This window comes from Chryseobacterium sp. PMSZPI (assembly GCF_002835665.1).
Lineage (GTDB): Bacteria > Bacteroidota > Bacteroidia > Flavobacteriales > Weeksellaceae > Chryseobacterium.
This window is the reverse complement of the sequence record NZ_PIZV01000006.1, coordinates 123,760-144,250: the sequence shown is the minus strand read 5'-3', so window position 1 is coordinate 144,250 and position 20,491 is coordinate 123,760. Positions and strand designations below refer to the sequence as shown.

Here is a 20,491-nt window from a genome sequence, read left to right as displayed (position 1 = left end):
AATTGAAAACTTCATAATGGAATAAAGGACGTTTTGAATTTCTTTGCTTCAGCATAAATAAACCTCCGGAAAGAAGAAATATAAACAAACAAATAATAATCGAATCCGATTCGAACCACATCAGTCTTTTCCCATAGACGATAGCATAGGCTCCGGATTGAAGACAAGCCCATAGTAAAAACCAACTGGGGATATCCATTTGATATAAAGGCTTTTTGGGGAAGAAACGATTTTTGTTGAAAATAAGAAAACCCAAAATCAGAACAAAAACATGAAAATAGGCCATCATTAGAATCATATGTTGATAATCATAATCCTGAATGCTCGATTTTAATAGAGTGGTGGTTATCGTTCCTCCTGTAAGCATAAGAGTATACATGAAAAGATAAGCAATCACTTTGGCATGTCTGGTTTTTAGTTCAGCAATGATTAAAGGTAAAAAGATAGCGCCCTCCAGCAATCCAAAGAATCCTTCTAAAAACCGGATCACCAAAATAACATGATAATCATTGGTGACAGATAAAATATACAGAAGAATCACCGAAACGGAAGACATGAGGAGAACATAATATTTCACACTGAAATAAGACATAAATCGTTGTAAAACCAAAAGAGTTACTACAAATGTTCCATACATCAACATCATCAAATATTGAATGTCATCCGAATCTACATCCATAAAAGAAGATGTAAAAGCACTATTGGAATGCAGTAATGACAGTAGCATAATGTGCGGAAATAATGCCAGTACAAGAAGAGGCAATTTCAGCCATTGTGGTAACCATTTATGATAGACCGTATTGTGTTGCATAATTGTTTTAAAAGCTAAGGAAGCTGAGAAAGCAAAATTGTGGGTTAATTTTTATTGATTTTCTTACAATAAAAGTGCGAAAAGACAAAAAGGCAATGGTGTAAAAGTAAAAGGTAAAACGGCAAATATGCTTAAGAAAAAATCTGAAGATTTGCTATTTAGCGGTTTTGTCTTTTCGCTGTAAAAAAATCTAATTTTAATTTGAAAATTTGAAAATGATTATAAAAGCAGATATTTTTGTACTCTAATACTCTAATACTCTAATACTCTAATACTCTAATACTCTAATACTCTAATACTCTAATACTCTAATACTCTAATACTCTAATACTCTAATACTCTAATACTCTAATACTTATATCTTTTTAGCGCTCACCAGAACATTCATTCCGGAGAGTAGCTTTTCATTATCTTTATTATTGTCAAGAATAATTTTCACAGGAAATCTTTGTTCTATTTTTACAAAGTTGCCGGTTGCATTGTCGGGTTTTACTAAAGAAAATTGAGATCCTGAAGCAGGAGAGATTGAAAGTATTTTACCTTTAAACTCGATTCCCGGATAAGCATCCGCAGTAATAGTTACTTCCTGTTTCTGATCTATTTGCCCAAGTTGGGTTTCTTTATAATTGGCAATGATCCATTTTTCTTTGCTTACGATCTGTACCAAAGCCTGTCCTTCTTTTATCAATTGTCCTTGCTGAATCGTTTTCTTACCTACCCAGCCATCATAAGGAGCTGTAATGACGGTATATGAAAGAAAAAGTTTGGCATTATTCAAACTGGCAGAACTTTGTTGAATCTGGCTCTTTGCAGGAGCAACTTTGGTTTGTTGTTCATTAGCACCGGCCCTTACTGCATTTTTCTGTTGTTCCAGTGCCAAAAGATTGGCTTTTGATTGTTCATAAGAAGCTTTTACATTTTCAAATTCTTGTTCAGTAGCAGCGTCTTCCGCGAGTAAGTTTTTATATCTTTTAAAATCTTGTTCATTTTTCCAGATATCGATTCTTGCTGAAGCAATCTTAGCATCAATAATTTTAGTATCGCTTTCTTTGGTATCTACACTGCTTTGAATTGTTGTAATATTTTCGGTATTGGCATTAAGGTTGGCTTCAGCCATATGGACCTGATTTACAAATTCCCTGTTGTCTATGATAATTAAAGTATCACCTTTATGGACAAACTGGTTCTCATTAAACTTTATGATTTTGATAAATCCTGAAACCTTACTGGATACCGGTGTTATATATTGTTCGATCTGCGCATCGTTGGTTGTTACATTTTTTCTTGAAAAAAGATAAAAACTTACCATCCCTGTAATCCCACTGATGATAAGGATCCAGGCTAGTAACGTTATGGTCTTGTTGATTCTTTTTTCCTTTTGCGTCAATTGTTTTTGTGCCATAGTTTTTATAAGTTTCCAATCGTATATTGGAGTTGGTAGTATTTTAGTTGTCGGTTAATTTTTACAGAAATAAGATTAGATTCAGCTTCCAAGTAAGAGTTGTCTGCATCGATCAGTTCAGTAATCAAGCTTAGTTTATTGGCGTATTTTGTTCTTACAATACGATAATTTTCTTTTGCCTGGTTAATAGCTTCTTCAGCAATTTTTACTTTCTGGTCTGTCTCTTCAAACTTTTTATAAGCTTCATAGACATTGTGTCTGATTTTTTCTTCATTTTCCTCGATCTGAAGTTTGGCGAGATTTATATTTTCTTTTGCTTCCTGCATTTTATATTTGTTTTTATACAGGTTTTCGATAGGGTAGGTAAGATTCATTCCAATCATTCCTAATCGATATGCATAAGGCTCAGGAGGAAAAAACATCATGTTGGGATATTTTAAAAAATATTCTCCGCCGGCAGTAATTTTAGGCAAATAATTCGCTTTGGTAATTTTTTGATCCAATTCTTTTAAAGAAAGGTTTTTGTGAGTGATTTCAACAGATTCATTTTTGTTTAAAGCGGTTTCTGTAAGCTCATCAATGTAAGGTATAGCTGCTTTGTCTGAGATAAGATCCTCTGTATCGACGTGCATTTCTTGTCCTTCCGGTAATGAAAGAATCGTTTTCAATTTGTGTTCTGCGATTTGTATATCATTATCGAGTTCTGTCCGGCTCATTGTATGGTTAGAAAGCTGTAAAGAAGTTCTCAATACCTCATTTACTGTTACAACACCATTAGCTTTCAATGCTTTTACTTGCTTAATGTTTACGGAATCTTCTTTCATTTTATCGTTGATAAGACTCAGTTGTTCTTTCAAATGGTGGATTTGCAGAAAAGCGGTAATGATTTGCATTTTAAGTTGTCTTTCATCCAAGTGGGTTTTCAAAGTGGAGATCTCAGTATCAATAGCTGCTTTCTTTTCTGTATTTTTTATTTTTCCACCCATATATACAGGTATGGAAGCTGATAAAGTAAAATCATACATTCCGTTGATCGCATCATACTTTGTAGGTTTGTTAAATACGCCATCCTGATATTGAAAAAGGTTGGTTACCTGAGTATAACTTGTATGAAACTCGATGTCCGGTAGCTTTTCCATTTTGAGATCTTTCTCCTTGGTAACGGACATTTCCTGTTTTAGATGACTTATCTGGATATTCTTGTTGTTTTTCATACCAATTTCTATGGCTTGTTGTAGCCCAAGATGTTGGTAATCGATCATCTGTGTGTGTAAAAAATTGCTCAATAATAAGCACAACGCAATGCACAGATATCGGCATGCGTTAAATGTCATATTCATAAATTAATTAAAGGATTTTTGCTAAAATGATTTTGATGCAGCAAAGTTACGACGACTAAGGTTGGACATGATTTGTGAAACAAGAAAAATATTTGCTCATTTACGCCAATTTAAAATTTCTTCTTATCTTTATTTCATGAATGATAGTCATTTTAAAGAAGTAGAAGATGAAGATGCCGAGTTTTATGTGTATCATGTGCTTACCGGAAATATAACGACAGATATTCATTATCACAGTTCTGCGCAATTGGTATATGCAGAAGGTGGTATTGTGCATGTTTTTACAGATCTCAAGCATTGGTATCTTCCGGCAAGATGTTTCATGTGGATTCCTGCGGGAACTCCCCATTATCTCTTTTCTACCAGTCCAAAAGTTGATCTATATAATTTTTATTTTAAAAAAGAGGAAAATGAAAATGTCTTTTTTGATGAAATTAATATCTATTCAGTGAATGATTTGCTTCGAGAGATGATTTTATATACTAAAGACTGGGATGGGAAAATCACAAAAAATGATCATTCTAAATATTATTTTCTCAAAGCGCTTAAAGGTGTTTTACAGGAAAAAAAACATAAACACCTGGCATTTCCCATACAGCACCCTTTTCCAAAAGATGAAACTTTGTTGAAGATTGCAAGATATATTCACGCTAACTTGGAGAAGCCTCTTACGATTGAATCTACGGCCAAGGAATTCGGAATGAGTACAAGAACCCTTTCCAGAAAGTTTAAAGAGATTTTAGGCATGAATTACGTTCGTTTTCTGCGAGCGTTGAGAATTACCCGTTCTCTTGAGCTCATGTTGGAAGGAAAATATAATATGTATGAGATTGCCATGATGGTAGGTTACAATAGTCTGTCTTCTTTTAGTAATATTTTTAAAAAAGTAATTGGTGTGGCTCCTACGGAGTACCAGCAGAAATTGAGAGGAGATAGATAATTAGTGGGAGGGTTTTAGGGTAAGAGAGTGAGAGAGTGGATTGAGTAGACTGAACCCAATATATCTTGATTCTTGATTCTTGATTCTTGATTCTTGGCTCTTGGCTCTTTGTTCTTTATTCTTTATTCTCCCAATCTTACTGCACAAAAAAACCACCCCAATAAAATTGAAGTGGTCTTATATTGTGAGAAATTCTCAGTCGTTGATTAAGCTTCTTCAGATTTAGCCTCTTCCTTTTTAGCAGGAGCAGCTTCAACCGGAGCGTCAGAAACGATGTCGAATTCGTAGTTGTACTCAACATTTCTGTGAAGTCTGATAAGAGCGGCAAATTTACCAGTTCTCTTGATTGTGTTACCAGGAATTTTGATATATTTTTTCTCTACAGCAACACCAGCTTTTTCTAAAGCAGCAGATAGATCAGCATTGTTGATAGATCCGAATAATTTATCACCAGCACCTACTTTTGCAGGAATAGTGATAGAAGTTTTCTTCAATTGCTCAACTACAGCGTTAGCAGTAGCGATTAATTTAGCTTCTTCTTCTTTTCTAGCTTCTAATGTAGCTTCTAAAGCAGCCTTGTTTTTAGGTGTAGCTAAAAGAGCAATTCCTTGAGGAATTAAGAAGTTTCTAGCATAACCTGGCTTTACGTTTACTGTATCAAACTCAAGTCCTAAGTTTTCTACGTCTTTTTTTAGGATAATTTCCATTGTTGTTGTCCGTTTTTTAGTTTTAGAGAAAAGAACAAAGAAAAAAGAAAAAAGACTGATGTCTTAGAAATTATTTCTTTTCTTTAATCTAAAAATCGTTAGAATTAATTATTTATTCAGCAACTTAAAAAAAGAGAAAATAACCCAAGGTTTTTTCTCTTTCTTCTTGTTTCTTTATATCTTACTTTAATAAGTCAGCTACGTATGGTAGTAATGCAAGGTGTCTTGCTCTTTTGATAGCAGCAGAAACTTTTCTTTGGTATTTTAAAGAAGTTCCAGTGTATCTTCTTGGTAAAATTTTACCTTGCTCGTTTACAAACTGTAATAAGAAATCAGCATCTTTGTAATCAACGTGCTTAATTCCATATTTTTTGAATCTACAATATTTCTTTTCAGATTTTGTATTGATATCAAGTGGAGTAAGGAATTTTACTTCTGATTCTCCTCCAGCTGAGGCTTGTTTAGCCATTTCATCTATTGCCATGTCTTGTCTTTTTAAAAAATAGGGTTAATTAATTAAGCTTTAGCTGCTTTTACTTTAGTTCTTCTAGTTACAGCGTACTCAACAGCATGCTTGTCAAGTTTTGTAGTAAGGTAACGGATTACTCTTTCGTCACGCTTAAATGCTAATTCTAAGTCAGCTACTACAGTACCTTCTCCTTTAAATTCGATTAAAGTATAGAACCCATTCTTTTTCAATTGGATTGGGTAAGCTAATTTTTTTAATCCCCAGTTTTCTTTAGCAACGATTTCGCAGTTCTTTTCTTTGATAAGATCTACATACTTGTTCACTGCTTCCTCTACCTGTGACTCAGATAGAACGGGAGTTAAAATGAAAACAGTTTCGTAATTGTTCATAATGTTAAATGAATTTGTTAATTATTTCGAGGTGCAAAAGTAGAAAATATATTTGTAATATACAAGGGAGAGAAGGAAATAAATGAAGTTTGCTATATAATGGACATTATTGTACGGTGAATCATCTGTTGATTTTTAATTCTCAATAATTAATTTTATGGATAATGCCCGTTGTGCATTTTGAGCTAAAATCACCTGAGCTCGAAGAAAGAAGCTGAAAGTTACTGTCAGTTGTAAAAACTGACAACCCATTATATCATTAATTTTTATCTCAAGATCGATAAAAAAGATAAATCGCTATTCATTATGACCTTCATTACTCCCGGCTTCAAGGCTGTTTTATTCCGAACTGACATTTAATATCAAAATGCACAACGGATATAAATAATGTGTTTTTTACAATTAAGGACTGATTTTTGCATTTTGGTTTTCACTTTTAATCAGAAAACAAATTCTCTCAAAAATGAAAATTAATTATTACATCTTACCCCTTCTGGTAGCAGGAAATCTTTTTTATTCTCAGGACAAAATTTCCATGAAAAACGGAAGCTCTTTTGATGCCAAGCTCATTGAAGTTGGTCCTACAAATATTACGTATAAAGAGCTGGATAATCCGGATGGGCCTACTCATTCCCTGGATAAATCTGAGATTTATCAAATTACCTACATTAATGGTAAAACGGATGTTTTAGGAAAATATAAAACAGCTGACGAGGCTGAAAAATTTATCATATCCAAAATCAATGAGTACGGAATCGATCGTGACAGAAATGATTTGTCTTTGCATGCCGAATTTGAAGGGAATAATATTAAAATCAATTCATTAAACGCAAAAGGACGTATTGTTCATGAAGGTGACTTTTGGGATTTTAGTAAAGTGGTTGCCTTTCATAATATCTCCAGAAGAAAAGATAATATTGCTTATTTAAACATTGTCACATATAAAATTACTAAATCCAAAAAAGAACTAAATAAACTGGTGATCAAGTTAACTGATCATGAAGTAGCTGCTAATGTTTTAGAAGCAATGAAAGATTTAAAAATTATGTTGAAAGAAGATTAATACTGAAGAGAAGATTTCTTTAATTAATCCCGTTGCCTTACTTCAGTAAGGAAATTCACTTTTAATACGTCATACAAAGAATGCCTGCTTACCAAAATAGAGGCTATTGAAGATACCATACCGGCAAGCATCAAATGAAAAATTAATGAATGCCTGTCGGTCATTTCCAGGACAATAATTGCGGATGTAAATGGTGCGCGGGTAATTCCTGTAAGAAAAGCAACCATGCCGCCAAGAACAACCACATTGGTTTCATTGGGTGTCAGATGAATAATTCCTGAAATAACAGAACCAATACTGGCTCCTGCTGTAAGTGCCGGTGCAAAAATTCCTCCTGCACCTCCGGAAGTGAAAGACAGGGCAGGTCCAAGCATCCTTAAAATCGGAACATACCAGTCTTCATGCTTGTCTTTTGTAAAAAGTACCCGTTCCATAATCTCTTTTCCGGAACCTAAAACTTCACGATTGATAAAATAAGCAATGGAAGCAATAATTAAGGCGCAGATTACCAGAAATATAACATGAGCTCTATCCGTTTTTAACTTTCTTTTTTTCCAACCATTGATTTTAAGCATAATTACTGAAAGCTGGCTTGCAAGAATTCCAGCTGTAGCTGCCACCAATACAATTGGAAACATAACCATTAAAGAAACATCATTGGTTTTCGGGTATCCTAGATATAAGTAAGATCCGGCTAATGTCTGTGCCGTTAAGCCGGCAATAATAACCGCTGTAAATAAAGCTGTTTTAAAGTAATTAATATGCGTTTTTGAAAGTTCTTCCACGGCAAATACAATTCCCCCCAGTGGAGTATTGAAAGCGGCGGCAAGCCCTGCAGCAGCACCTGTCATAATCATATTTTTCTTAGAGATCTTTGGCCACCAATCCGGAAGGTATTCATTTACTTTTCTGAAAACCGAACCGGCAATCTGGATGGTTGGCCCTTCACGGCCTACAGCACCTCCGCCAATAACTAAAACTACAGAAGATACAATTTTAAAAATGATGATTTTAAGACTTAAAAGACTTCTGATTTTCTTATGTTCTTTCGGATTGGCCAATTCTACAGCAGCCATCACCTGAGGAATACCACTTCCTTTAGCATTGGGTGCAAATTCTTTTACCAACCACCAGGAAAGAACAAAACCAATGGGAGCAATAATGAAAATCATCCATGCATGCCAGTCGAAAATAAAATTCATCAGATTTTCACCCCACGCAAATAGCTGAGCATACAATACGGCGAAAAAGCCGGTGATCACGGATCCTATCCAGAAAGGTATGGCCTGAAGCAGGTTGTACTTCAGTTGTTCATTTCGGATATTGTCGAAAGAGTTTTTAATGGATTTTCGTATAAGGATAAAGACTTTCAGCATTTGTTTCTATTGTGGGATGAAATTACAATTTTAAGTTTAAAATTTAAAATTGATCATCTGTATTTTTATTTGTTTTTTTTAATGTAAAAAACTCTGATTAAAATCAAAGTCTCTATTTATGGTATTTATCCGGTTCTTATAAAATGTTTTGTAATCCTAAAATTTTAATTTGACACTTTTTAGTGTCTTATTTGAATTCTGAATAATTACTTTGAATATATAAAGGATCAGGTTCAAAACTTGGGGACTAAGTAAAAAATTAGTTAACCTAAAGAAAAAAATGAATGATCTTTTTACTTCTCTAAGCTTTATACTGAAATTTTATTTCAACGAAAAAACAAGATGCAATTGATTATTGATAAGGGAGCTAAGAATGCGACAAAAGTCGCTGATGAAGCGATGTAGATAGGCGTACGCTTAGAAAAATCAATACAATTGATTCAGCCTTTGCTTCCTAAAATACAACACCAGATAATAGAAATCCTTTGCGTAAAATTTTAAAACTAAACAGATCTAAATATTCTAAGCCCCAAAACTTTTGCTCTTGATCCTATAAAAAGGGGATTCAAAATAATGCGTTGTATCAAACAAAAAACAGGCTTTCAATTTTGAAAGCCTGTTTTTGATTATTTTAAGGTCTACCTAAAAAGACGCCAGATCCTATTCCATAGATTATTAAGAGAACACTAATGAAAACTAAGTTAACATTCCTTAGCTTGACCTTTCCACTGCCTTGGAGGAAAATTGTTTCAATGATGATGAAAAGCAGCCATACAGCATGAAAAATCATCATAAAGAAAAAATAACCCAAAGCATCCCAGCCTTTAGCTTGAGTCATTGCAATGACAAAACCAAGGGTTCCAAAAATAATCAAAGCAAGACGTGTTATAATATGAGTTGTTACGTTTTGATTGGTAGGTTGATTATTTTTTTCGTCGTCCTGTTTTATCTCAAATAGTTCTCTAAGTTCAGGGTTCATTCCTTTTGTTTATTGTACAATTTAATGAAAAATTGCAGAATCCCCATAAAACAAATCAAATTTATAACACCAAAAACGCGGTACAGCTGCATAGAATAGGTTTCAAAAAAGCTGAGAACAAATTGAATAAGTTCAATAAGAATAATAATACTTAATGAAATTACAGCAATTAATGTTGCGTTTTTCATGGGCTATTTGTTTTGAATTAAGGTTTTTAATTTTTCAGTTATATTAAGGAAATACTCTGCTGTTTTATATTTCAGTATTCAGATCCCAGTTTTCCAGATAATCATGAACGTGTTTCAACATCATTCCACCTAAAGAACCGTCTACCACTCTGTGGTCATAAGAATGAGACATAAACATCAGGTTTCTGATTGCAATCACATCACCATCTTTTGTTTCAAGAACAGCCGGCTTTTTAACGATTGCTCCGATTGCTAAAATAGCGACCTGAGGCTGAGGAATAATTGGTGTTCCCATAAGGTTTCCAAAGCTTCCTACGTTAGAAATTGTATATGTCGCTCCTTGAGTATCTTCAGGTCTTAATTTCTTATTTCTTGCTCTGTATGCTAAATCATTGATGGCTTTTGCAAGGCCTGATAAAGATAACTGGTCAGCATTTTTGATAACAGGAACGATAAGGTTTCCGTCCGGAAGGGCAGTGGCCATACCGATGTTGATGTTTTTCTTTTTGATAATGTTTTCACCGCTTACAGAAACGTTAATCATTGGGAAATCCTGAATCGCTTTTACCACAGCTTTCACGAAAATAGGCATGAATGTTAATTTTTCACCTTCACGTTTTTCGAAAATGGCTTTGTTTTTATTTCTCCATTTTACAACATTGGTAACGTCTGTTTCGATGAAAGAAGTAACGTGTGGAGCAATTTGTTTTGCTTTTACCATGTTTTCAGCGATGATCTTTCTCATTCTGTCCATAGGAATGATCTCATCACCGGCACTTACCGGAACGGTAGCCGCCGGAGCAGATACTGCTGCTTGTGGAGTAGTTGCTACTGGAGCCGGAGCAGATTGTTGAGCTGGTCGGCTTCCTCTGTTCGCAACGTAAGCTAATATATCTTCTTTGGTAATTCTTCCTTCTAAACCACTTCCTTTGATGGACTTTAGTTCAGTTTCAGAAATGTTTTCCTGTTGTGCAATTGATTTTACAAGTGGAGACAAATAAAGATCTCCTGAAAATTCTACGTTTGAAGCTGCCACAGTCTGTAAAGGTTCTTCAATCGTTTTTAATGTTTCAGCATCCGGAGTAGTTGCTGGAGCTTCTGTTTTTGCTTCTTCTGAAGCTGTGCCTTCTCCTTCAATTTCTAAAATAGCAATGGCCTCACCTACTTTTGCAACTTCATCTTTTTGCTTTAAAATTTTCACAATTTTTCCCGAAACTGGTGTCGGTACGTCTGAATCTACTTTATCTGTTGCAATTTCTACTACGGAGTCATCCTCTTTTACGTTATCACCTTCATTGAATAACCAAGTGATAATTGTCGCTTCCATAACACCTTCTCCCATAGAAGGAAGCAATAATTTGTATTCTGCCATTTTTGATTTTTAGATTTTGACAAATATATAAAAAAAATCGGTTTTTTTATGAAATATATAATTTTAGCTGAATTCAATGTAAATATTCTCGCCTACATTCAATCCAAACAGGCTTTTAGCCCCATTTTTCTTGCTTCCTTTATATATTGTAAGTTCCAATAGCTGGCTGTCATTGAAGATAGCAGCCGACTGCCCATGGAATTCGGTCTCTCTTTTCCAGTCAGAAACCACTTCGGTATGGCTCGAAAATATTCTGGAAAGACTAAGATTTCTAAATTTTATAGTGAAGCTACTGTATCCTTTGCTGATATTTTCAAAAAAATCTTTGTTGATATTTGAGATTATATTTCCGAAATTATCAATATAGGTGACTTCACCAATAATCATTCCTTCCGATTCGTTGTAAACAGGCCGTGGGAACATCAATTGTTTGACAGTATTCAATTTTCTTCCAATAACCTCAGGAAGGCCGCCGTTGGCAAGATGTACTGCTGCCGGAACGAAAATATCCGTAGAAGTAAAGTTGATAACATCGTCGAAACGATTATTCAGCGTAAGTTCATAAATGGCTTCAGGCTTAATATCAAAAAATATAAGACTTAAAAGACCGTTGTCTGCCGCTAAAAAGTAAGAATCATCGGCTTTATAGAGAATATTTTTTCTTGATTTATTGTAGAAGCTATCTACAGAAAGTATATGAATGGTTCCTTTTGGAAAATATTTATAAGCGTTTCGAACAATATACGAAGTTTGTATAAGGTTGAAAGCCTGGATGTCGTGGGTTATATCAATAATATTAACCTCTGGATTTAGAGACAGAATTTTGCCTTTCACAGCGGCAACTCTGTAATCTAAATTTCCGAAATCCGAAGTAAGGGTAATAATTGACATGAGCAATTTCTAGAATAGTGTAGTATTGCAAAGTTATTTAAATAAAAAGAAAGGCCGAAAGATTGTTGAAAAGAATTTGATATAAATTTGAAAAAAAGCTTTAATTTTAAGATCTAAAAATAAAAATACTGCATGTTTGAATTAACATTTGATTTGGAAGATATCGACCCAAAAATCTTCTATGGAGTTAATAACCAATTTTTCAACTTAATAAAATCAAGCTTTCCAACCCTTAAAATTACAGGAAGAGATCACTTTATCTTTGCGATGGGAAATCAGGAAGCTTTAGATATATTGAAGCAAAAACTGAATGATATTGTCAGTTTTATCTCTAAAAACAATTCAATCGTACTAAAAGACGTTGAAAATATTCTAAATATCAAAGATGAAAATGAAAAACAATTGATCTTTGATCAGGATATTATTGTAAAAGGAGTAAACGGAAAAATCATTAAAGCTAAGACAACGAATCTTAAAAAGCTGGTAAAAGAAACGGAGAAAAAGGATATGGTTTTTGCCATTGGTCCTGCAGGAACCGGGAAAACATATACCAGCGTTGCATTGGCTGCAAGGGCTTTAAGAGATAAAGAGGTGAAAAGGATTATTCTTACGAGACCTGCGGTAGAAGCAGGGGAGAGCTTAGGGTTTTTGCCGGGAGATCTTAAAGAAAAATTAGATCCTTATTTACAGCCATTATATGATGCACTTCGTGACATGATTCCTCATGAGAAGCTTGAAGGATTTATGGAAAAAAAGGTAATTGAAGTAGCTCCGTTGGCTTTTATGAGAGGGCGTACACTTGATGATGCTTTTGTAATCCTTGATGAAGCGCAGAATACTACTCATGCTCAGATGAAAATGTTTTTGACGAGAATGGGAATGAATGCCAAGTTTATTATTACAGGAGACCCTAGTCAGATTGACCTTCCGAAAAACCAACAGTCCGGATTAAAAGAGGCTATGAGAATTCTAAAAGGAGTCAATGAGATTGGTTTTGTGCATCTTACAGAAGAAGATGTAGTAAGACACCCTGTCGTAAGAAAAATTATTTTGGCTTATAATGATGAAGAAAAGAGATTGAGGAATGATTAATATGTAAAGAGTGCATTTCTTTAATTGTTTTATTTGTGTTTATTTTTTTAATTAAAATTTGTTAGTTTTAGAAAAATAATTAGTTTTGCTTTCCTTAAAAATTAAAACTAATTAACAATGAAAAAACTTTTACTTATTGCAGCAATTGCTGTTTTAGGAGCAAATGTAAACGCTCAGGAGGTGAGATTTGGAGCTAAAGCCGGATATTCATATTCTACCCTGAAAATGAAAGAAGATGGTAAGTCCGAGACTTCAGACCCATTACATACATTTTATGTAGGGGGATTGGTTGAATATAAACTAAGTGACAAATTTGCTCTTCAGGGAGAACTTTTATATTCTCCGCTGGGAGGAAAAATGAAAATACAAGCTGCTGATCCCCAAGATCCAACTACATTTTTAAATTTTAAAGCAAAACGAACTCTTCATACGTTGTTGATTCCTGTATCGGCTAAATATTTTATTACTGAAGGTTTGTCCGTTTCGGCAGGAGCAAATGTAGGTCTTATCCTTTCTGCAAAAGAAAAACTTACTGCTGATCTAGGTTTAGGACCATTGGTAGAGCTTGAAGGAGATCAGGAAGTAGATATTAAAGACCAGGTGAATGCTTTGAATTTGGCTCCTTTCTTAGGTGCTGAGTACGCATTGGAAAACGGATTGTTCTTCGATGCAAGATATAACCTTGGAGTTTCTAACCTTGCAAAACATGCAGAAGGAAACGGAAAATTAACGAACAGTTTTATACAAGTTGGTGTTGGTTTCAAATTCGGGGGAAATTAATTTTGAAATTATATAATCTTATAATGCTATAAACGGGACAAAAATTGTCCCGTTTTTTTATTGTGAAGAATATCAATCGTTGGATAAGGTTTTAAAATGAAAAAAATTAGTATTTTTGAAGCAATAATTCAAAAGCTACTAAAAAAATGAAAAAGCTATTATTACTAGGTGCTTTTGCACTTTTAGGAGGTGCAGCTCAGGCGCAGGAAGGTTTTAAATTAGGCGGACATATTGGGGTTCCGGTATCTGACGCAAGTGATGTGTCTTCATTCACGTTAGGAGTAGATGCTGCTTATATGTGGAATATTGCTAAAGGGTTTGACCTTGGTGTAACGACAGGATATTCCCATTTCTTCGGAAAAGATCATTTTGATGATTTCGGATTTATTCCTGTAGCGGTTTCCGGTAAATATAAATTTTCAGGGGCTCCTGTTTTTGTGGGGCTGGACTTGGGATATGGTATTTCTACTAAAAATGGAGTAGATGGTGGATTCTATGCTCAACCGAAATTCGGATATCAGATGAAGAAAGGAGAATTGTATTTAGGGTATCAGACGATCAGTAACAGACGTGACTATGGATGGTATAGAAGCAGCTGGAATGTAGGAGCTATTAACTTAGGTTATAATTTCTTTTTGAAATAAGAAAAAGACAAAAATAACATACTGAACTCCGACTATACGTCGGAGTTTCGTTTTCTATATATAAATAATATTTAAATAGAATATTAATGCAAGATTAAGGATTGGGAGCTTGTATACTGCATAGTCGGGAGAATCTCATTAAGTAATGATTGATTTCTATATTGAAGAATTTGCAATTCATCCAACGGTTATTAAAAAGGGTGGAAGGGTCATTTTTTCTGAACTCACATAAACGTTTGTTTAATTTTTAAGACTCAAGGATCTAAATGTTAACGTTTTATAGAATGTTTTTTTGTTATAATATGTTAAAAGTGATGAATTGTGTTGAAATGTGAAAATTTAAAACAGCAAGTATATTGAACTCTAATTGAAAAATTGCAATTTTTTTATTCATAATTTTGTGAAAAACCTAAAAGACTATATTGGATGTGATTTATTTTTATAAAAAGCTAATATTTAGTAATGATATTAATCACATTAACAAATTTTAATATTAAGGGGACCCACTGTAAATTTGCCCTCAGAAAGTATTAAAAATTTTTTAAAATGAAAAAAGTATTATTAGCGGGTGCTGTTGCACTTTTTGGTTTATCAAATGCTCAGATTGCTAAAGGAACTACATATTTATCAGGACAAGTTGGTTATTCTCAAAAAGAAAACAACAATAACGATACTAAAGTAGAGAGCTATAAAGTTCTTCCAACTGTAGGTTATTTCGTAGACACTAACTTAGCAGTAGGTTTAGGTGTTGGTTACAAAAACGATAACACAAAAACTGTTAAAACAGTTGGGTCAACTACTATTGATTCAAAAGAAACTGTTTCTGGATTTGTTGTAGCTCCATTCGTAAGAAAATACTGGACTATCGCTGATAAATTATATGTATTCGGTCAATTAGAAGTACCAATGGTATTCGGTCAGAATAAAGACGAAGCTACTGCTACAACTACAGCTGGAGGAAGTACTGCTACTACATCTACTTCTACTAAAAATAACTTCACTTCTATCGGAGTTAACGTTAAACCAGGTTTAGATTATTTCTTAAGCAAAAACTGGTCTATCGAAGCTACTATCGGTGAATTCGGATACAATACTTCTAAAGTAAACGTAGACGGAGCTAAGAGAGTAAACGATTATAAATTCGGATTGAATTTATCTTCTGTAACTTTCGGAGTTAAGTATGTATTTGCAAAATAATAAACAAAGCATATAGCAATAAAGCCCTGAGAATTTCTTAGGGCTTTTTTTTAATTAATAAAATATAATAATCATGAAAAAAATAATTTTAGCTGGAGCTATTGCTCTTTGCGGTTTTTCAAACGCTCAAATCACTAAAGGAACAGGTTATATTTCCGGAGAAGTGGGATATGATCATAAAGAAAATAATAACTTCAACAATCTTAGAAAATATGATGTTTTCAAAATTCTTCCTACAGTGGGATATTTTGTTGATACAAACCTGGCTGTGGGATTAGGAGTAGGTTATAAAAATGTTGTTACAAAGTTTGAATATGAGAATGTAGGAATAAGTAATATACTTGAAATCAAAGATACAGATAATGCATTTGTAGTAGCTCCATTTGTGCGAAAATACTGGACATTATCGGATAAGTTGTATATTTTTGGACAGTTGCAGGTTCCGTTGGAGTTTGGACAAGAGAAATTCGATGTACGCACTGCGGGTAACATGGGAGATCCTATACTTAATCCTGAGGCGCGAAAGAAAAATTATACTTCTATCGGGGTTAACGTGAAGCCAGGTTTAGATTATTTCTTAAGCAAAAACTGGTCTATCGAAGCTACTATCGGTGAATTCGGATATAATACTTCTAAAGTGAATGTTGATGAAGCTAAGAGGGTAAATGATTATAAATTCGGCTTGAATTTATCTTCTGTAACTTTCGGAGTTAAGTATGTATTTGCAAAATAATAAACAAAGCATATAGCAATGAAGCCCTGAGATTTTCTCGGGGCTTTTTTATTGAAAGTAAAATATTTCTGTTTAATATTTTATCATAATAATTATTTTTTATTAAATAAAATCATTGAAAATAATATAATTTGTTTAAATATTTAAGTTTTCATTATCTTTGCACCCGAATTTTAATATAATAATCATGAAAAAACTATTACTAGCTGGTGCTGTAGCACTTTTTGGTTTGTCTAATGCTCAAATGACTAAAGGAGACTGGGTAATCAGTGGAAATACCGGAATAGGCTTTAATAACGTTACGACTACTGTAAAGGTTGCAGGGCAATCTGTTGATGGTCCTAAAACAAATACCTTTTCAATTACTCCTTCCGTAGGGTATTTCGTTATCGATAAACTAGCCGTAGGTATTGATTTAGGATATGTAACTGCTACTACTAAATATCAGAGAAATAAAACAACAATTTCTAATTTTTCTGTGATGCCTACAGCAACTTACTATTTTACAAATTCTACTAAGTTTGTTCCATTCTTAGGTGCCGGTATCGGGTATGCATCAAACAAGACGAAGGCGAACTATAATGACGGATCTCTGATAGATCCTCTGATGCAGACGGAAACAACAACAGATGGTTTAGCGTGGAAAGTAAAGGGAGGAGTTACTTATATGGCGACTCAATCTTTAGGGATTAACCTGGGGCTATCTTATGACCAGTTCTCAAATAAAGAAACCTTTATGAATAATGAAATTAAGACTAATGTTAAGACTTTCGGTGTTAATGTTGGGTTCTCTTATTTTATCAAGGCTAAAGGTCAGAAATCTGATAAATAATGAATCTCTTATAAAGATAAAAACAAAAAATCCGGCTCAATTTTGAGTCGGATTTTATATTGTAAATAGCTTGTTCTTGATTATTTTCCGAACATTCCTCCCATTCCGGGCATGTTTGGCATTTTGCTCATCATCTGCATCATTTGCTTTCCTTGAGGGCCTTGCATCATCTTCATCATTTTGCCCATCTGATCGAATTGCTTCATCAATTGATTTACGTCTTCAATCTTTCTTCCGGCACCTTTTGCAATTCTGTTCTTTCTCTGAGTGTTGATGATTGATGGTCTTCTTCTCTCTTCAGGAGTCATAGAGTAGATGATCGCTTCAATATGTTTAAATGCATCATCACTGATCTCTACATCCTTAATTGCTTTTCCAACTCCAGGAATCATTCCCATCAAGTCCTTCATGTTACCCATTTTCTTGATCTGATTGATTTGTTTTAAGAAATCATCAAAACCAAATTCGTTTTTGGCAATTTTTTTGTGAAGTTTTTTTGCTTCTTCTTCGTCAAACTGCTCCTGAGCTCTTTCTACTAAGGAAACAACGTCTCCCATTCCAAGAATTCTGTCTGCCATCCTTTCCGGGTAGAATAGATCCAGAGCTTCCATCTTCTCTCCGGTAGAGATGAATTTGATTGGTTTTTCAACTACAGAACGAATCGTTAATGCAGCACCCCCTCTTGTATCACCATCTAACTTGGTTAAAACAACCCCGTCAAAATTCAAAGCATCATTGAACGCTTTTGCAGTATTCACAGCATCCTGACCCGTCATGGAATCTACTACGAAAAGAGTTTCCTGTGGTTTGATGAAATAATGCACAGATTTGATCTCGTTCATCATCTGCTCGTCAATCGCTAAACGACCGGCAGTATCGACGATTACTACATCATGATTGTTTGCTTTTGCGAAATTGATAGCATTCTCAGCAATGGTAGAAGGGTTGGTAGCGCCTTCTTCGGTATAAACAGGAACATTGATCTGTCCTCCTAGTACTTTTAGCTGATCAATTGCCGCCGGACGATAAACATCACAAGCAACCAATAATGGTTTTTTATTTCTTTTGGTTTGTAAATAATTAGCAAGTTTTCCGGAGAAAGTTGTTTTACCAGAACCTTGAAGACCTGCAATAAGGATTACTGTTGGTTTTCCTGAAAGATTGATTCCTTCCTGGGAACCTCCCATTAGATCTACTAATTCGTCATGAACAATCTTAGTCATCAACTGTCCAGGAGTAAGGGAAGTAAGAACATTTTCTCCTAATGCTTTATCCTGAACTCTTTTAGTAAGGTCTTTTGCAACTTTATAGTTAACGTCGGCATCCACTAATGCTCTACGAATCTCCTTTACGGTTTCCGCTACATTGATTTCGGTAATTTTTCCACGTCCGGAAATATTATGTAATGCCTTGTCTAATTTATCCTGTAAACTATTAAACATATGTATTGTAAATTATAGGTTTGCAAAAATAAGGAATTAATTTTAAAATTCTTATTTATGCAGACGATATATGTTTATAAATGCTAAGCTTTTGCATAAAAATGACTTAATAGTTCGTCTGTGTAAACTGCGGTATCTTCAATAATATTTTGATTTCTTATTTTTTGAATTTTTTCAGGAGTTAATCTTTCTATTCCGGCCTCTTCTACAAGTTGCTCCGGTAATCTGTCTATTATTCTGTTTTGAATATGGGAAATCAACTTTTCTAGATCTGAACAATAAATTGGAGGATTATCAAAGCCGTTCTCGGTAGAGTATCTGTTGGCTAAATCACCGCCGCCACATGTTTCATTAATAGGACATAATCTGCATTGCTTGCATAAATGTTTATGACTATGATGATAAAGCTTAGCTAGAGGTGTGTCTAAAGCCTGATTAATAGAAAAGGAACTTACATTGGCGCCTGTTTTTGTAAAGCCGTCCCCGCAAGATTTCAGTCCATCCACAGCTTCCATAGAACCATCGGTTTCAATAACAAGGACTTCATTGTTTTTGTTTCCGAGATAATCTGCCATAAGATCATTTCCTAGTATGGAAGTGGTAATATCACCAAATAACCGAAGAGAGGGTCTTGTTTCTTCCTTTTCGTTATACCATGTATCGAAAATTTTGATCAGCCAGTCTGCATAATATGTATTTTGAGTGCCTTCTGTTTTTCCTAATGGCGGATTGTCATATGTGCCATAAGGAAATAAATAGTCACCACCCTTTAAATCCAGGCTTTTAATATGCTCGTAGGACTCAATGGGATCGGAATCGATATTCATTACTGATAATAATCCCGTACGTTCTTTGTAAGATTTATTATTAAGTAAAACATTGATGCCTTTTACCACGTCGTCATAAGATCCCTTTCCGTTGTGATAAAATCTATTTTTGTCATTTACTTCTTTGGGACCGTCAAGGCTTACTCCTATATCTACTCTTAATTTTTCCAGAGAATTGACGATGTCTTCATTAAGTAAGATGCCGTTAGTTTGAAGATTGTACCTGAAGTTTACTTTTCCTTCAGCCATTCTGTTTCCTGTATTTACAAAGTCTTCTATGTATTTTTGTCCGGCTAACAATGGTTCTCCGCCATGTAGAATAATACTGAAGTTTTTAATATTGTGTTCTTCACAATGTTCAATAATTCTATTGTAAATATTTTCAATTGTTTCTTTGCTCATTAGTTTAGGCTGATTTTTATAAGTGTTATCGCCCAAATTATACATATAGCAGTAAGAACAATTCAAATTACATCTGCTCGCAATTTTTAATACAACAATTTTTACTTCCATTTCTATTTTTTCTAATTTAAATGGGCCTGTTTTTTAACAGACCCAAAATTGATGCTTTTAGTTTCTACCACTTAATACCATTTCTCCATCCGTTTGACCATGCATTAGGCCATGCCAGGTTCGACCAGTTATTAGACCACGCTTCATCATAAGGGTCCTCAGGAGGGCCTCCTCCTCCTTTAATTGTTTTACTCATTTCGTTTTTCAGGAATTTGTCTTGTAATGAATCAGAATGCTTTTCCATTTTTTTGAGATCTGATTTCAAATCGAATTTGAATTTCATATTATTAATTTTAAAAATACTGAACTCCATATTTTATATCAGGGAATTCTTTTGATAGCTATTTAATTCTGTCCAAATAGCAGACACTATATATTCCTAGGTGTATAGTAAATTTTATAAGGCAGAACCTTTATTCTTGTTGAGCAAACTTACGCAGCCTCTTTCTATACTGAAAACAATGAATCTCTATATTTATAAATTAAGAGGTCTGGATTTATAAA

At 34.1% G+C, this 20,491-nt stretch carries 21 protein-coding genes; 8 read left to right on the top strand and 13 right to left on the bottom strand.

Annotated features, from left to right (window positions below):
* The 3 genes from CW752_RS02375 to CW752_RS02365 all read right to left on the bottom strand — a co-directional run.
* On the bottom strand, positions 1-811 hold an 811-nt coding region (locus CW752_RS02375; protein WP_133121637.1), incomplete at its 3' end, for a hypothetical protein.
* A 355-nt stretch (positions 812-1,166) separates the two neighbouring features.
* Positions 1,167-2,213, bottom strand: a complete 1,047-nt coding sequence (locus CW752_RS02370) for an HlyD family secretion protein (protein WP_101238189.1) — start codon at positions 2,211-2,213, stop codon at positions 1,167-1,169.
* A gap of 5 nt (positions 2,214-2,218) precedes the next feature.
* The gene (locus CW752_RS02365; RefSeq protein ID WP_101238188.1) at positions 2,219-3,475 is read right to left on the bottom strand and encodes a TolC family protein; all 1,257 of its coding nucleotides are present in this window, start codon (positions 3,473-3,475) and stop codon (positions 2,219-2,221) included.
* 214 nt (positions 3,476-3,689) lie between these two features.
* Here CW752_RS02365 and CW752_RS02360 point away from each other — a divergent pair, with 214 nt between their 5' ends.
* Entirely contained in the window at positions 3,690-4,493 is an 804-nt protein-coding gene (locus tag CW752_RS02360; RefSeq protein ID WP_101238196.1) for a helix-turn-helix domain-containing protein, read from the top strand.
* A 206-nt stretch (positions 4,494-4,699) separates the two neighbouring features.
* On the opposite strand, the gene rplI is transcribed toward CW752_RS02360, so the two are convergent.
* From rplI to rpsF, 3 genes are all read right to left on the bottom strand, one after another.
* Entirely contained in the window at positions 4,700-5,200 is a 501-nt protein-coding gene (rplI, locus tag CW752_RS02355) for a 50S ribosomal protein L9 (RefSeq protein ID WP_101238187.1), read from the bottom strand.
* 181 nt (positions 5,201-5,381) lie between these two features.
* The gene (gene rpsR / locus CW752_RS02350) at positions 5,382-5,684 is read right to left on the bottom strand and encodes a 30S ribosomal protein S18 (protein ID WP_002979091.1); all 303 of its coding nucleotides are present in this window, start codon (positions 5,682-5,684) and stop codon (positions 5,382-5,384) included.
* A gap of 32 nt (positions 5,685-5,716) precedes the next feature.
* A complete protein-coding gene (rpsF, locus tag CW752_RS02345) occupies positions 5,717-6,058 on the bottom strand; it encodes a 30S ribosomal protein S6 (protein ID WP_047429790.1) in 342 nt (113 codons plus the stop codon).
* 463 nt (positions 6,059-6,521) lie between these two features.
* Between rpsF and CW752_RS02340 the strand changes: the two genes are divergently transcribed.
* On the top strand, positions 6,522-7,121 hold the full coding sequence (locus tag CW752_RS02340; RefSeq protein ID WP_101238186.1) for a hypothetical protein: 600 nt from the start codon (positions 6,522-6,524) through the stop codon (positions 7,119-7,121).
* Positions 7,122-7,144: 23 nt separating this feature from the next.
* Here CW752_RS02340 and CW752_RS02335 read toward each other — a convergent pair whose 3' ends face one another.
* The 4 genes from CW752_RS02335 to CW752_RS02315 all read right to left on the bottom strand — a co-directional run bounded on the left by CW752_RS02335 (position 7,145) and on the right by CW752_RS02315 (position 11,927).
* Positions 7,145-8,497 (bottom strand): chloride channel protein, encoded by a 1,353-nt coding sequence (locus CW752_RS02335; RefSeq protein ID WP_101238185.1) that lies wholly within the window; start codon positions 8,495-8,497, stop codon positions 7,145-7,147.
* A 631-nt stretch (positions 8,498-9,128) separates the two neighbouring features.
* Positions 9,129-9,476 carry a hypothetical protein gene (locus CW752_RS02330; protein WP_101238184.1) on the bottom strand — a complete coding sequence of 116 codons (348 nt, stop codon included), beginning with the start codon at positions 9,474-9,476 and terminating at the stop codon, positions 9,129-9,131.
* Between the two features lie 252 nt (positions 9,477-9,728).
* Positions 9,729-11,036 (bottom strand): dihydrolipoamide acetyltransferase family protein, encoded by a 1,308-nt coding sequence (locus CW752_RS02320; protein WP_101238182.1) that lies wholly within the window; start codon positions 11,034-11,036, stop codon positions 9,729-9,731.
* A gap of 63 nt (positions 11,037-11,099) precedes the next feature.
* A complete protein-coding gene (locus CW752_RS02315) occupies positions 11,100-11,927 on the bottom strand; it encodes an S-adenosyl-l-methionine hydroxide adenosyltransferase family protein (protein WP_101238181.1) in 828 nt (275 codons plus the stop codon).
* A gap of 132 nt (positions 11,928-12,059) precedes the next feature.
* Between CW752_RS02315 and CW752_RS02310 the strand changes: the two genes are divergently transcribed.
* The 6 genes from CW752_RS02310 (at position 12,060) to CW752_RS02285 (ending at position 17,205) form a co-directional block, all read left to right on the top strand.
* Positions 12,060-13,019 (top strand): PhoH family protein, encoded by a 960-nt coding sequence (locus tag CW752_RS02310; RefSeq protein ID WP_101238180.1) that lies wholly within the window; start codon positions 12,060-12,062, stop codon positions 13,017-13,019.
* 117 nt (positions 13,020-13,136) lie between these two features.
* Positions 13,137-13,799 (top strand): porin family protein, encoded by a 663-nt coding sequence (locus CW752_RS02305; RefSeq protein ID WP_101238179.1) that lies wholly within the window; start codon positions 13,137-13,139, stop codon positions 13,797-13,799.
* Between the two features lie 146 nt (positions 13,800-13,945).
* On the top strand, positions 13,946-14,443 hold the full coding sequence (locus tag CW752_RS02300) for a hypothetical protein (RefSeq protein ID WP_101238178.1): 498 nt from the start codon (positions 13,946-13,948) through the stop codon (positions 14,441-14,443).
* 546 nt (positions 14,444-14,989) lie between these two features.
* On the top strand, positions 14,990-15,640 hold the full coding sequence (locus CW752_RS02295) for an outer membrane beta-barrel protein (protein WP_101238177.1): 651 nt from the start codon (positions 14,990-14,992) through the stop codon (positions 15,638-15,640).
* A gap of 73 nt (positions 15,641-15,713) precedes the next feature.
* Positions 15,714-16,373: an outer membrane beta-barrel protein gene (locus CW752_RS02290; protein WP_101238176.1), complete on the top strand. Its 660-nt coding sequence runs from the start codon at positions 15,714-15,716 to the stop codon at positions 16,371-16,373.
* Between the two features lie 187 nt (positions 16,374-16,560).
* Positions 16,561-17,205 carry an OmpW family outer membrane protein gene (locus tag CW752_RS02285; RefSeq protein WP_101238175.1) on the top strand — a complete coding sequence of 215 codons (645 nt, stop codon included), beginning with the start codon at positions 16,561-16,563 and terminating at the stop codon, positions 17,203-17,205.
* An 80-nt stretch (positions 17,206-17,285) separates the two neighbouring features.
* Here CW752_RS02285 and ffh read toward each other — a convergent pair whose 3' ends face one another.
* From ffh to CW752_RS02270, 3 genes are all read right to left on the bottom strand, one after another.
* Positions 17,286-18,647, bottom strand: coding sequence for a signal recognition particle protein (gene ffh / locus CW752_RS02280; RefSeq protein ID WP_101238174.1), 1,362 nt, complete (start codon positions 18,645-18,647; stop codon positions 17,286-17,288).
* Positions 18,648-18,730: 83 nt separating this feature from the next.
* Positions 18,731-19,987, bottom strand: a complete 1,257-nt coding sequence (locus CW752_RS02275) for a radical SAM protein (RefSeq protein ID WP_101238173.1) — start codon at positions 19,985-19,987, stop codon at positions 18,731-18,733.
* Positions 19,988-20,051: 64 nt separating this feature from the next.
* Positions 20,052-20,270: a hypothetical protein gene (locus CW752_RS02270; protein ID WP_101238172.1), complete on the bottom strand. Its 219-nt coding sequence runs from the start codon at positions 20,268-20,270 to the stop codon at positions 20,052-20,054.
* Positions 20,271-20,491: the final 221 nt, after the last annotated feature.